Annotated in this window: 13 protein-coding genes and 1 pseudogene; 9 read left to right on the plus strand and 5 right to left on the minus strand. The window is 65.1% G+C overall.

What is annotated here, in order from left to right:
* Positions 1-245 precede the first annotated feature (245 nt).
* Positions 246-713 (minus strand): helix-turn-helix domain-containing protein, encoded by a 468-nt coding sequence (locus H5J25_RS15500; RefSeq protein WP_202092585.1) that lies wholly within the window; start codon positions 711-713, stop codon positions 246-248.
* A 488-nt stretch (positions 714-1,201) separates the two neighbouring features.
* Here H5J25_RS15500 and H5J25_RS15505 point away from each other — a divergent pair, with 488 nt between their 5' ends.
* The 5 genes from H5J25_RS15505 to H5J25_RS15525 all read left to right on the plus strand — a co-directional run bounded on the left by H5J25_RS15505 (position 1,202) and on the right by H5J25_RS15525 (position 4,057).
* Positions 1,202-1,366, plus strand: coding sequence for a hypothetical protein (locus tag H5J25_RS15505; protein ID WP_202092587.1), 165 nt, complete (start codon positions 1,202-1,204; stop codon positions 1,364-1,366).
* 151 nt (positions 1,367-1,517) lie between these two features.
* Positions 1,518-2,444: an HPr kinase/phosphorylase gene (locus H5J25_RS15510; protein WP_202092589.1), complete on the plus strand. Its 927-nt coding sequence runs from the start codon at positions 1,518-1,520 to the stop codon at positions 2,442-2,444.
* The gene (locus H5J25_RS15515) at positions 2,441-3,349 is read left to right on the plus strand and encodes a sulfotransferase domain-containing protein (protein ID WP_202092595.1); all 909 of its coding nucleotides are present in this window, start codon (positions 2,441-2,443) and stop codon (positions 3,347-3,349) included. Before H5J25_RS15510 ends, H5J25_RS15515 begins: the two co-directional genes overlap by 4 nt.
* Positions 3,346-3,609 (plus strand): PqqD family protein, encoded by a 264-nt coding sequence (locus tag H5J25_RS15520; RefSeq protein WP_202092597.1) that lies wholly within the window; start codon positions 3,346-3,348, stop codon positions 3,607-3,609. Before H5J25_RS15515 ends, H5J25_RS15520 begins: the two co-directional genes overlap by 4 nt.
* Positions 3,581-4,057 carry a lasso peptide biosynthesis B2 protein gene (locus H5J25_RS15525; protein WP_202092606.1) on the plus strand — a complete coding sequence of 159 codons (477 nt, stop codon included), beginning with the start codon at positions 3,581-3,583 and terminating at the stop codon, positions 4,055-4,057. The genes H5J25_RS15520 and H5J25_RS15525 overlap by 29 nt, the downstream gene beginning before the upstream one ends.
* Positions 4,058-4,339: 282 nt before the next feature.
* Here H5J25_RS15525 and H5J25_RS15530 read toward each other — a convergent pair.
* Positions 4,340-5,324, minus strand: a pseudogene (locus tag H5J25_RS15530) (bile acid:sodium symporter family protein).
* 87 nt (positions 5,325-5,411) lie between these two features.
* Here H5J25_RS15530 and H5J25_RS15535 point away from each other — a divergent pair.
* Entirely contained in the window at positions 5,412-7,238 is a 1,827-nt protein-coding gene (locus H5J25_RS15535) for a DUF885 domain-containing protein (RefSeq protein WP_202092608.1), read from the plus strand.
* A gap of 41 nt (positions 7,239-7,279) precedes the next feature.
* Here H5J25_RS15535 and H5J25_RS21425 read toward each other — a convergent pair whose 3' ends face one another.
* Genes H5J25_RS21425 through H5J25_RS15545 form a run of 3 tightly spaced genes read right to left on the minus strand, consistent with a single transcriptional unit; the run spans position 7,280 to position 10,442 of the window.
* Positions 7,280-8,800 carry an ABC transporter permease gene (locus H5J25_RS21425; RefSeq protein WP_318781325.1) on the minus strand — a complete coding sequence of 507 codons (1,521 nt, stop codon included), beginning with the start codon at positions 8,798-8,800 and terminating at the stop codon, positions 7,280-7,282.
* Positions 8,794-9,780, minus strand: a complete 987-nt coding sequence (locus H5J25_RS21430; protein WP_318781326.1) for an ABC transporter permease — start codon at positions 9,778-9,780, stop codon at positions 8,794-8,796. Before H5J25_RS21430 ends, H5J25_RS21425 begins: the two co-directional genes overlap by 7 nt.
* On the minus strand, positions 9,780-10,442 hold the full coding sequence (locus H5J25_RS15545; protein ID WP_225883172.1) for an ABC transporter ATP-binding protein: 663 nt from the start codon (positions 10,440-10,442) through the stop codon (positions 9,780-9,782). The genes H5J25_RS21430 and H5J25_RS15545 overlap by 1 nt, the downstream gene beginning before the upstream one ends.
* Positions 10,443-10,577: 135 nt before the next feature.
* Between H5J25_RS15545 and H5J25_RS15550 the strand changes: the two genes are divergently transcribed.
* From H5J25_RS15550 to H5J25_RS15560, 3 genes are all read left to right on the plus strand, one after another.
* Positions 10,578-11,186: an arylesterase gene (locus H5J25_RS15550; protein WP_225883173.1), complete on the plus strand. Its 609-nt coding sequence runs from the start codon at positions 10,578-10,580 to the stop codon at positions 11,184-11,186.
* Between the two features lie 343 nt (positions 11,187-11,529).
* Positions 11,530-12,438, plus strand: coding sequence for a transglutaminase family protein (locus H5J25_RS15555; RefSeq protein WP_202092612.1), 909 nt, complete (start codon positions 11,530-11,532; stop codon positions 12,436-12,438).
* The gene (locus H5J25_RS15560) at positions 12,438-13,247 is read left to right on the plus strand and encodes a transglutaminase-like domain-containing protein (RefSeq protein ID WP_202092614.1); all 810 of its coding nucleotides are present in this window, start codon (positions 12,438-12,440) and stop codon (positions 13,245-13,247) included. Before H5J25_RS15555 ends, H5J25_RS15560 begins: the two co-directional genes overlap by 1 nt.
* Positions 13,248-13,249 lie beyond the last annotated feature (2 nt).

Here is a 13,249-nt window from a genome sequence, read left to right on the forward strand (position 1 = left end):
CGACATTTGAGTCAGGGGGATTTTCAGTGATGTCGCTTAACGAAAAGCTACAGCATCACTTTGGGTTTACTTGGGATTGTTCAGCAATTCGGTTCGATTGGAACTGGTATCGGGGGGAGGATTTCGTCTCGTAACAACGCGGGATGCGACCCGGATCGGTTCGATCGGCGGCGCCGAGGCGGGGCGGAATGTCGGAACCGAAACGACGTATTTACGGGCGTTTACCACGTTCCGAAAACGACGACTCAACCGATCGTGACGTCCTTTAAATAGTTGACCATCGCGGCATGCCCCCGCTCGCTAAGCGAGATGTCGATACGGCGGCGATCGATCGTGTCGGTGACGCGGTCGATCAGGCCGGACTTGTGGAGATGGTCGATCCAGCGCTGCGAGGTGGTCGCGGGGGCATCGCTACACGACACGAGCTGCTTCACATTCATCGTGTGCTCGCCTTCGTAGATGATGAACAATGCCATCAGCATTTCCCAGGCGGGTTCGTGGAACAGGTCGGACGGGAAGTATTTACGCCGTGCCTTGCGCGACGCAATGATCCCTCGCGCCCGCGCGACGAGGTCGGGCGGACCGTCCGACGGGGCAATACCGGGCGCCGGGCGGCTCGACGAGATGATCTGATCGGCGCGTACGCCGAATTCCCCGGCGATGCTGCCGAGCTTCGCGCTGAAATCCCGTATGAGGTCCTCGACCGTTTCCATCCCTTTTCAGCTCCATCCGTATCAAAACAACACAGACCGCCCCCGGCCTTCCATCCCTTCGATCGTCACCAGACTGCCAGCCTAACCCCCATAAAATCCGCACATATGTCAGAGAGTGTCCATTAATATCTATAATGGTTCAAGTTTTTTCGTACGTAAAAGCAATTCGCAGGTCCGGCGAGCGGAATTTCCGGCGCCCTTCGCATTTGCAGCAAGAATATGCGCGGCGGCGCATTACTTGCGGGTGACGTCATGACGCCGGACTTTACCCGGATCGGTCAAACCTGCGGCAATAAACCCGATTCCGCAGCGATCCCGGCGGCAAAACCCCCGGATCGACCGGCGAAGATTGATGGGTCGGATCGGGAGCGAAATCGATCGGTCCGCGTTAGCCACCCCACTTACGAAAGCGTGTTCCGGTGTCGGTGCAGCGCGTATACAGACCCGGCCGACGGCACGATAGCCGCCCGTCCAATACGGAGACACTGATGGATCCCCTGCGAATATATTCGCTTTTGCAGGAAGCTTGCCGCGCGCTCGAACAGGCGGGCGATCACGGCATCGCCGCGCATGTCGGACACAGCATGGCGCTGGTCCAGGAAAAATACGGCGTCGGCGTCGACCATCTGGACGTTTCCGACCCCGACGCCTGACTGTTCACGCTTCGTAACTCGCTGATAACCGGCGTAGAATGCGGCCGGCGCCGCGAAGGTGGCAGCCCGACCAATATCCGCTATTGAACGGACACCGCGACGCGCGAAGCCGTGCGGGCGGGTGGTCGCGGGAATTTCGGAAGGGGTTAGAATGTTTTCCTATCTCATCTCCGGATTGTCGGTCGAAAGCGACTTGACCCTGCCGGGGCTGATCGCCTTGCCCGACCCGCCGGATGCGCATGACGTCCGGTTGCACGCCGGTTCCGTGCCGCAGGAAATGGACGGCGCGGTGAACATCGGACCGAACTGGCAGATCGCGCCCGATCGCTTCACGATGACCGTACCGAATATCGTCCGCATGCTGATCACGGACGGTCGCGATATGACGTACGAGCTGCTCGACGGGACCTCCGCGACCGATGCGGCGATCTTTCTGAGCGGAACGGGGTTCGGCATCCTGTTGCATCAGCGTGGCCGCATCGTCCTGCATGCGAGCGCCGTACGCGTGCAGGATCAGGCGGTGCTGTTCTGCGGACAATCCGGCGCGGGCAAATCGACGCTGGCGGCGGCGCTGGTCGAGGCCGGATACGATCTCGTGACCGACGATTTCTGCGGCATCACGATGCGCGACGATGGCACGCCCTGGGTCGAGCCGGACGGGCGGCAGTTGAAGCTGTGGCAGAATTCGATCGACCGGCTGGCGCTCGCCGATCGAACCACCGCCCCGGTGCGCACGCACCTCGAGAAATTCTATGTCGAGCCACGCACCGTCATCTCCGCACCGCTGCCGCTCGCCGCGGTCTATATCCTGCGCGAGGCCCGCCCGCCCGATCCACCCGGAATAGAGCGGCCGAACATCGTCGACGGCGCGCTGCTGATCCGGAGCAACGCCTATCGGCCGTTGATGGTAGAACGGATGGATCAACAGGCGCTGTATTTTCATGCGGCGGCGACGATCGGCCAGCGGTCTGGCGTCTTCACGCTGACCCGCGCGATGGACTTCGAGCGATTCCCGACAGTGATCGGTTGGCTGGAGGATCATTGGCGGACGCTGGGCCTGCTGGAGCAGGCGGCTTGACCGATATCGTCTGGCTCGCCTCCTATCCGAAATCGGGCAACACCTGGTTCCGGATGCTGGTGGCCAATGTGCGGCAGGACAAGCCGGTCGATATCAACGCCTTGCCCGACAGTGTCGGCATCGTGAGCGCGCGGACATGGTTCGACCATATCATGCTGTTCCCATCGGGTTTGCTGACGCACGAGGAAATCGACCGGCTTCGTCCGAACCTCCATCGTACGATGGCTGCCGATCTGATGCCGCCGGACCCCGCGGATAAGACGGACACGCGCCTTGGCGCGAAGCGGTTCATCAAGACGCACGATGCCTACACCTATACCGCCGACGGGGAGCCGTTGCTGGGCGGACGCGCGGCGGCGGCGTGCGCGATCCTGATCGTCCGCGATCCGCGCGACGTGGCGGCGTCCCTGGCGCATCATATCGGAAGGACGGTCGATCAGGCGATCGACTTCATGGGATCGCAAGACGCCGACTTTTCCGGGCGGCGCGACCGGCAGCACAAGCAGTTGCGCCAGCTCCTGCCGACCTGGGGCGGCTATAATAGAGGGTGGATCGAGCAAGGCGACATTCCGGTGCATGTGGTGCGGTATGAAGATCTGAAGGCCGATACGCCGGGCGTCCTGCGCCATGCGTTGGTCTTTGCGGGGGTCGAGGTGAGCGAGGCTGAATGCGAGCGCGCGGCGCGCTTTGCCGATTTCGATGCGCTGAAAAAGCAGGAGGCCGAAAAAGGTTTTCGCGAAGGGGCCCGCGCGGTGCCAGCCTCTCGATTTTTCAGGCGTGGCGTGGCGGGGGGCTGGCGCGATGAACTGAACCCTGCCCAGGTCGCGCGGATCGAGGCGGATCATGCTGTGACGATGAGACATTTCGGTTATTATCCGGACGGTTACGAAAGGATGACGGGATGATCGGGCGTTCCGGAGATTGGCTGAGCGCGAAGGTCGGCGACGAGATCATGATGATGAGTGCCGAGCGGGGCGATTATATCGGTGTCAACGCAGTGGGTGCGCGGATCTGGGAATTGATCGAGACGCCGAGCGACATGGACACGATCTGCGCCGCGTTGGTGCGGGAATTCGAAGTGGACGCGGCGACATGTCGCGCCGAAGTCGAGCGATTCATCACCGAAATGGGCAAGCATGGCGCGGTCACGATCGACGCTGGATAAGCTCGGCACGCTGTCGCGGGTCGGACTGCGGCGGCAGGCGCTGGTCGCGGAGGCGATCGCGGCGATGCTGCGCGCGCGCGTCGTCGTGCTGGTGCGGCCCTTCCCCAAAGTGTCGAAGCGCTTCGGCGAGTTCGTCCCGCCGAGCGATTCGCGTGTCTTCGCGCACGGCGCCGGCGCGACGCCCGAACAGGCACGGATCGCCAAAGACATCGGCTGGGCCGTCGCCGCCGCCGCGCCGTTCATGCCGTTCCGGTCCGTCTGCCTGCAACAGGCGATGGCCGCGCATGCGATGCTCCGCCGGCGGGGCATTTCCAGTGTGATGCATTTCGGCGCGGGCAAGGGTGGCGTGAAACCGATCGACGCGCATGCATGGCTGGACGCGGCGGGCGTGAAGGTAACGGGCTATCCCGTGTCGCCGGGGTTGGCGGAGCTTGGCTGCTTCGTCTGATCTCAGGAAGTGTTTGGGGTGGGGCGGAGACGCGCGAGGGTTCTGCAATGGTTCGTCATTCCCGCGAAGGCGGGAATCCATAGTCGCCGACGTCGGGTCCAAATTTACAGACGGTCGCCACTTAGATTCCCGCCTTCGCGGGAATGACGGTTGGTTTGGTGCAGCCATTGCCGTGTGACGAACCAATAACCAACCGTTCGTTTCGAGCGAAGTCGAGAAACCGGCTCCACGGCCGCGCGGCCCGTTTCTCGACTTCGCTCGGCACGAACGGTAGGGATAGGACTACCCCGCCCCCTCCCCCGCCACCTCTGCCTCCCCGCTCTCCGCATAACGGCGGGCGATGACGGCGCAGGCGATCAGCTGGATCTGATGGAACAGCATCAGCGGCAGCAGGATCACGCCGACCTGTGCCGCGGGAAACAGGACGCCGGCCATCGGGACGCCCGAGGCGAGGCTCTTTTTCGAACCGCAGAATTGCAGCACGATCGCATCTTCGCGCTTCAGTCCCATCGCCCGGCCGATCCCCCCAGGTCGCGAGCAAGACGGCGATGAGCAGGATGACGCACAGGCCGAGAATGATCGCGAGATCGGATGGCGACAGGCGATGCCACAACCCCTCCACTACCGCCGCGCCGAACGCCGAATAGACGACCAGCAGGATCGACCCGCGATCGACGATCGTCAGCATCGCCTTGTGCCGCGCGACGAACGCGCCGATCAGCGGACGGAGCAGATGGCCGGCGATGAACGGCACGAGCAATTGCAGCACGATCGTCTCGACCGACGCGAGCGAGATGCCGCCATCGCCCTGCATCAGCAACGCGACGAGTGCGGGCGTGACGAGAATGCCAAGCAGGTTGGAGAAGGACGCGCTGCACACCGCCGCCGCGACGTTGCCGCGCGCGATCGCGGTAAAGGCGATCGAGGATTGCACGGTCGAGGGCAGCAAGGTCAGGAACAGCATGCCCGCCGCCGCCGGTGCGCTGAGAAACGGCAGCGCGCCCAGCCCGAGACCGAGCAGCGGGAACAGCCCGAACGTCACGGCGAGCACCGCGATGTGCAGCCGCCAATGCCGTATGCCGTCATAGATCGCCTGGCGCGACAGTTTCGCGCCGTGCAGGAAGAACAGCAGGACGATGCCCGCATCGGCGGCGATGGAAAAGACCTGCGTCCAAATACCGCGCGCGGGCAACAGGCTGGCCAGCAGGACGGTGCCCAGCAGCATCAGCACGAACGGTTCGAAGATCGAAAGAAAGCGACGGATCATCGGGAAAGCGTGTCCGCGAGGGGATGCGCGGCGTCAAGGCCCCGATCCCCGCTTGCCGAGTGCGGGACGCCCGAATAGGCAAGCGCGATGACCATCAAGATGACGCGCATCCGCGCCCTGCTCGCCTCCACCCTGCTTGCCGCCAGCGCCGCGCCGCTGATGGCACAGGTCCCGCCCCCGCCCGCACCGCTGCCCGGCGACGGACCGGAGGACGGCAAGCTGAAGCGGATATTCCACGACAGCGACGAAGCCGGGCTGAAGCGCAACCCGATCGGCGCGCTGTTCCGCGGCGACCTGCGCTATGCTGATCGGCTGGGCGATTTCTTCTCCTATCAGCAGATCGATGCCGAGCGTGCCGCCGCGCAGGAGGATCTCCGTCGGCTGAACACGATCGACCGCGCCAAGCTGACCGCGACCGACCAGATCGCCTATGACGTTTTCCGCCAAGGCACGCTGACCGGCCTGAAGGGCCTGTCGCCGGAGATCGTCGCGCTGACCGCGGTGCGTCCGCTGGACCATTTCAACGGCGTTCAGGGTTTCTATCCTGATCTCGCATCCGGGCAGGGCGCGGCGCCGTTCAAGACCTTGGTCGACTACGAGAACAACCTGAAGCGGAACGCGCAATATGCCGCGCAGCTGGACATCGCGATCCAGCGCTTTCGCGAGGGGATGAAGACCGGCGTGGTGCAACCGAAGCTGACCGTGCGCAACATGATCGAGCAGTTCGACAATATCATCAACGAAGGCGTCGAGGGATCGACCTTCATGGGGCCGGTGAAGAAATTTCCGGACGGAATCCCGGCGGCGGATCAGGCGCGGTTGCGCACCGCCTATGCGACGCAGGTGCGCGACGTGCTGATCCCGGCGCACAAACGCATGCGCGATTTCCTGTCAGGCACGTATCTGGCGGCGGCGCGCGACAGCGTCGGGCTGTCGGCAATGCCCGGCGGGGCGAAACTGTACGACTATCTGATCGAGGCGAGTACGACGTTGCCGCTGAAGGCGGAGGAGGTCCACGCATTGGGCCTGTCCGAGGTCGCGCGAATCCTGAAGGAGATGGAGACGCAGAAGCAGGCCGTCGGATATAAGGGGACGTTGCCCGAATTCTTCGAATTCCTGCGGACGGACAAGCAGTTCGTGCCAAAATCCGCGGACGATCTGCGGCTGCGCTACGAGGCGATCGGCAAGCGCGTCGATGCGCGGGTGCGCGAGCAATTCTCGCTGATCCCGAAGACCACGCTCGAGATCAGGCCGGTGCCCGCATATAAGGAGAAGACCGACGCCGGCGGATCGTACCAGCAGGGCACGCCAGACGGATCGCGGCCCGGTGTGTTCTTCTACAACACGTACGACCTGCCATCGCGGTACATGTGGGAAATGGAAACGTTGTACCTGCACGAAGCCGTGCCGGGGCATCACTTCCAGATCAGCCTTGCGGCGGAAAACGAAAAACTGCCCGCTTTCATGCGGTTCGGCGGCAATACCGCCTATGTCGAGGGCTGGGCGCTATATGCCGAGACCCTGTGGCCGGAACTCGGGATGGAAACCGATCCGTACCAGCGGATGGGTGGCCTGTCGGACGAGATGCTGCGCGCGATGCGGCTGGTGGTCGATACCGGCATCCACGCCAAGGGGTGGGGCCGCGACCAGTCGATCGCGTACATGCTCGCCAATTCGCCGATGGCCAAGACCGATGCCACCGCCGAGGTCGAACGCTATATCGCGATTCCCGGGCAGGCATTGGCGTATAAGATCGGCCAGCTGACGATCCTGCGCACCAAGGCCAAGGCGAAGGCGGCGTTGGGCGCGAAGTTCGATCCGCGCGCCTTCCACGCCGAGGTGCTCGACACCGGATCGCTGCCTATGCCGGTGCTGGAGAAGAAGATCGACGACTGGATCGCCCGGACTCGTTGAGGCTCCGTTGAGGCTCGGGTGACGAATGCCGGGGCGCTGCGTCAGATCTGACGCAGCGCCTGCGCGGGTCGGGCGCTGAGGATCGGCCAGGCACCCGCAAGGCCGATCGCAACGGTTGTGACGAGCCCGGCGATCAATGTCGCGGCGACCGTCACCGGGTCCGGTGCCCAAGTGAAGCTGAACAGTTCCACCACGACATACCACGCGCCCGCCAACCCCAGCGCGACGGCGACCAGCGCAACGACGGTGCCGAGCAGCAGATATTCGATCACCTGTCCGGCAAGCAGTTGTGCCCGCGTGGCGCCGAGCGTGCGCAGGACGACCGCGTCATAGGTGCGCGCCTCACGCGCCGCGGCGATCGCGCCGACCAGAACGGCGATGCCCGCTGCGATCGCGACGCTGGCGGCGGCGGCGATCGCGGTGGCGACCTGACCGACGAGATCGCGGACTTGCGCCAGCACGCCGCGCACTTCGATCACCGAGACGGACGGGAATGGCGCGAGCAACGCGCGCGTGACGGCATCCTCCTGTCCTTTCGGCAGGTCAATCGTCGCCGCGAGGTTGTGCGGCGCGTCGGCCAGCGTGTTGGGTGAGAAGACGAGGACGAAGTTGAAGCCCAGCGTGTCCCACTCGATCCGCCGGAACGAGGCGACACGCGCGGTGCGTTCGACGCCCAGCAGGCTGACGGTGATGGAATCGCCCAGTTTGAGGTCGAGCGCATCCGCAAGGCGTTCGTCGACCGACACGAGCGGCGGGCCGGCATAATCCGGTGCCCACCAGCGTCCGGCGACCAACGTGCTGCTTTCGGGCAACGTCGCCGAATAGGTCAGCCCGCGTTCGCCGCGCAACGCCCATGCGCCCTCCGGCAGGGTCTTCAGGTCGGCGACGCGGATATCGCGGTACGCGGTGATCGTGCCGCGCAGGATCGGCACGGTACGGATTTCCGCCTGCGGTGCGACGCGCTTCACGGTCCGGCGGAACTCCGCCTCCCGCGGGCGGGGTACGTCGAGCGCGAACAGGGCCGGCGCTCGGGCGGGAACGGTGGTGGCGATGTTCGCATCGATGCTCGTGCGGATCGCAGCGAGCAGCACGAACAGCGTCAGCCCTAGCCCTAGCGCGACGACCAAAGCCTCGGTCCGCGCGCCGGGGCGGTAGAGTGCGGTAAGCGCGAGACGCAGCAGCGGACGGCGCGGACGCGGTACGCGGGCGGCGGCGATGCGGACGAGACGGCCAAGACCCGCGAGCAGCAGCAGCGTTCCAGCGACGGCCGCAAGGAACATCGCGGCAAGGCCCGGCTGGTTGGACGATCCGATCGCCAGCGCGATCGCCGCCGCGCCCGCCGCGAGCGCTACGATCCGCCCGCGCCAGGACGGTGCGCTGAGCGGTGCGAGCGCGCCGCGCAGCAGCCCCGCGGCGGACGTGCGCCCGGCGGCGGCGAGCGGCGGTGCGGCGAAGGCGATCGCGATCAGCAGGCCGTAGGCGGCGGCACGTGCGAGCGGCAGCGGCTCGATCGACACGTCCGTCGCGATCGGCAGGACCGATCCCAATAGACGTATCAGCAACGGTACGATCGCCGCGCCGACCAGCAGCCCCCCGCGATGCCAAGCACCGCCGCAACGGCAATCTCGATCGCATAGATACGCGCGATATCCGCGCTGGTCGCGCCCAGCACCTTCAACGTCGCAATGCCGGACCGGCGCCCGGCCAGGAACGACCCCACGCCATTGCCGACGCCGATACCCGCGATCGCCAATGCCGCCAGCCCGACCAATGTCAGGAATTCACCCATGCGATCCACGAAGCGCGAGGCACCGGGCGAGGCGCGGTCCCGCGTCTTTCCCTGCCATCCGCCCGCCGGGAACCGGTCGCGAAACGCCGCGACTGCCGCCGCCGGATCGCGCGCCACGGGCATGCGGATACGGTACTTCGCCTCGTACAGGCTGCCAGGCTGGATCAATCCGGTCGCGGGCAGCGACGTCATCGGAACGATCGCCACGGGGCCGAGCGTGAACCCCTCCCCCAACCGGTCGGGCTCATCGGCGATAATCCCGCCCACCGTGAGGCGCGCCGTGCCGATCAGAACGGGCGAACCGCGCTTCAGCCCCAGCCGGTCGGCGAGAGCAGGCGATATCCAGGTATGATCGGCGGGCGGTGCGCCGACGCTGCGTCCGTCGGACAGGCGGACCGCGCCGTAGAGCGGATACGCGGCATCCACCGCCTTCAACTGGATCGGTGCGCCCGCGCCCTTGCCGGCGGTGAGTGCATTGGCCTGCATCCGGACGGTTTCCGAGACGGTGCCGCTCCGTGCCATCGCCGCGCGTTCGGCGGGATCGGCGAGCCGTTGCGAGGTGGCGAATTCGACATCGCCACCGAGGATCGAGGCGCCCCGGGCGGCGAGTTCGCCGCCGACCGCACCCGCGAGACTGCCGATCGCGGCAAGTGCGCCGACGCCGAGGAACAGGCAAGCGACGAGCAATCGCAGCCCGCGGAAGCGCCAGTCGAGTTCGCGTCGCGCCAACCGCCACGCAAAGGCCCAGCCCATCAGACCACCCGCCCGTCGGCGAGCGTCACGACCCGGTCGCAGCGCTCGGCGAGCGTCCGGTCATGCGTGATAACGACCAACGTCGCCCCCAGCGCGGCACGCCGTTCGAACAACAGGTCCATGATCGCCGCGCCGGTCGTGGTGTCGAGATTGCCGGTCGGTTCGTCGGCAAAGACCAGGGGCGGACGGGGCCCGAGCGCGCGGGCGATGGCGACGCGCTGTTGCTCGCCGCCCGACAATTGCGTCGGATAATGATCCAGACGGTGGCCGAGCCCGACCGCGATCAGCTCCGCCTCTGCCCGCTCCCAGGCATCGGACAGGCCGGCAAGCTCCATCGGCACGGCGACGTTTTCCCGCGCGGTCATCGTCGGCAACAGGTGGAAGGCCTGAAGCACGATGCCGATCCGGCCGCGCCGCGCCCGCGCCAGATCGTCCTCCCCCAGCGATCCGAAATCGAGGCGGTCGACGAGCATCCGGCCCGAACTGGCGCGTTCCAGACCGGTCAGGATCGCCATCAGCGACGACTTGCCCGACCCCGAGGCGCCGAGCAAAGCGACGCTCTCGCCGCGACGGACCGCAAGATCGACGCCGCGCAGGATCGCGGTTTCCCCCAGCGTCAGCGTGACATTGCTGGCGTCGATCACCATATCGTTTTCGGTCATGTCGGAGGATTTGCCTTGATCGGAGCGTTGCCGTTGGGCCGATATGCGGTCGCCATCTCTTTAGTCCAAGCCCTGATATTGTCGGCGTGCAGCGGACCGGGGTCCGCGCCGCAGCCGAGCGCGTCGCCGTCAAGCGTGTCGGTCGAGCCGGAAACGGCGCGTCCCGCGGGTGCGGAGCGGTTGATCCTGGCGTTCGGGGACAGCCTGTACGCCGGATACGGGCTGTCGCGCGGGCAGAGCCTGCCCGATGCGATCCAGGCGCGGCTGCGGAAATCCGGTATCAACGCGACGATCGTCAATGCCGGCGTTTCCGGCGATACAAGCGCGGCGGGACGGCAGCGGCTGGCCTTCGTGCTCGACAATCTGCCGAGAAAGCCGGACCTCGTCCTGCTCGGCCTGGGCGGCAACGACGTCCTGCGCCAGATCGCTCCCGCTGAAACGCGCGCGAACATGGCCGCGATGCTGGAGGAACTGGACAAGCGCGGTGTACCGGTGATGCTGACGGGCATGAAGGCGCCGCCCAATCTCGGGGCGGATTATGTGTCCGCATTCGATGCGATCTGGCCGGACCTTGCGGCCAAGCACAAGGACGCTTTGTATCCCTTCATTCTGGACGGGGTAATCGGCGATCCAGCACTGATGCAGGGCGACCGGGTGCATCCGAACGTGACGGGCGTGAACCGGATCGCCGACAAGCTGGCGCCGTTGGTCGGCGCGCAGTTGAAGGAACTGCCGGGCACTTAGTGGGCGGAATGGATCTACTTATATCCACGCCCACCGTTCGTCCTGAGCTTGTCGAAGGGCGTGCGCCACGGACAGGTGCTTCGACGGGCTCAGCACAAACGGGGTCGTTAGGGTCGGCACCCTCCCCCGTTCGTTTCGAGCATAGTCGAGAAACAGGCCATGACACTCAGAACCGATTTCTCGGCTACGCTCGAAACGAACGGAGGTAGGCAGACCAAAGTCCAGGTCGCTCGCTACACCTAAGTTCCGTCCGGTTAACCCAGATCAGGAACGAATCCGGACGTCACGGAGTTGAGTTTCCGAACCGATGGCGCATCCTTGTCTATCGTGCGACGAGTGTTCGATGCCGCGACTGACGATTTCCCACATCACCAGCTATTCCTATCGCCAGCCGGTCCGGTTCGGCGAACATCGGCTGATGGTGCGGCCGCGCGAAAGTTACGACCAGCATCTTGTCAGTGCGACGCTGAAGATCGATCCGGAACCGGCCGACGTGCGCTGGTTGCAGGACGTGTTCGGCAATTCGGTCGCGATCGCGACGATCGACCGGCCGTCCACGCGGCTGGTGATCGACAGCGAAGTTCATGTCGATCATCGCCCGACCAAATTGCAGCATGTCGATATCGAGGATTATGCGCGCATCTATCCCTTCACCTATTCGTCGGAGGAGATGCCGGACCTGTTGCGCTCGATCGAGCGCCAGCATGTCGACCCCCAGCGCCAGATCGATACTTGGGCTCGGCGCTTCGTGAAGAGCGGCGGCGAGACGGATACGCTAAGCATGCTGTCCGACATGACCGCGGCGATCAAACGCGACTTCACCTATGTCGCGCGGCCCGAAAAGGGCACGCAGACGCCGATCGAGACGCTCGCCAAGCGCAAGGGCACATGCCGCGATTATGCGATGCTGATGATCGAGGCGGTGCGCGCGCTGGGCTTCGCCGCGCGGTTCGTGTCCGGATATCTGTACAGCGCGTCGCAGGACGATCGGCATCTGGGTGGCGGCAACACGCATGCCTGGGTGCGTGTCTATCTGCCCGGATCCGGCTGGGTCGAATTCGATCCGACCAACGGGATCGTCGGCAGCCGCGGGCTGATCCGCGTCGCCGTCGCGCGCGACATCTACCAGGCGGTGCCGATCTCCGGCACGTGGAGCGGTTTTCCCGGCTCCTTCCTCGACATGGGCGTTTCGGTCGACATTTCGGTCGATCGCAGCGCCGAACCCTCCGTCCTTTCCAGAAAGACATCCTGATGCTGATCCGCTGCGGCTATGAAATCCGGTACGAAACCGAAGTCGCGACGCCGCTGATGGCGATGCTGAGCGTGCATCCGACGCGGCACAAGGATCTGGTGGCGACGCATCGGATCGTCGCCTCGCCCGACGTGCCGATGTACGATTACATGGATGCGTTCGGCAACGTCTGCACCCGCGTGACGGTGCCTGCGGGCGGGCTGACTCTGTCATGCGACTTCACGGTGGAGGATGACGGTCAGCCGGACCGATTGTCGCCGATGGCGCAGCAGCATGCGGTAGAGGATCTTCCCGACGAAGTTCTCGTCTATCTTCTCGGCAGCCGCTATTGCGAAACCGACCGCCTGTCGGACACGGCGTGGTCGCTGTTCGGGCATATCGCGCCGGGCTGGGGCCGCGTGCAGGCGATCGTCGAGTTCACGCACAATCATATCGAGTTCGGATATCATCACGCCCGCCCCACCAAGACGGCTTGGGATTCGTATCAGGAGCGGCAGGGCGTGTGCCGCGATTACGCGCATCTGGCGGTGACGTTGTGCCGCTGCATGAACATTCCGGCGCGCTATTGCACCGGGTATCTGGGCGATATCGGCATGCCGCCGCCTTATGCCGCGGGTGATTTCTCCGCATGGTTCGACGTATATCTGAGCGGCGAGTGGCACACGTTCGATGCGCGCCACAACATGCCGCGGATCGGGCGCGTGCTAATGGCGCGCGGGCGGGATGCCACCGATACCGCGCTGACGACGACGTTCGGGCCGGCAGCGCTGACGGGGTTCAATGTCGTGACGGATGAGGTTACGGGCTGAAC

The sequence above is a fragment of the Sphingomonas aliaeris genome (assembly GCF_016743815.1).
Taxonomy (GTDB): domain Bacteria; phylum Pseudomonadota; class Alphaproteobacteria; order Sphingomonadales; family Sphingomonadaceae; genus Sphingomonas; species Sphingomonas aliaeris.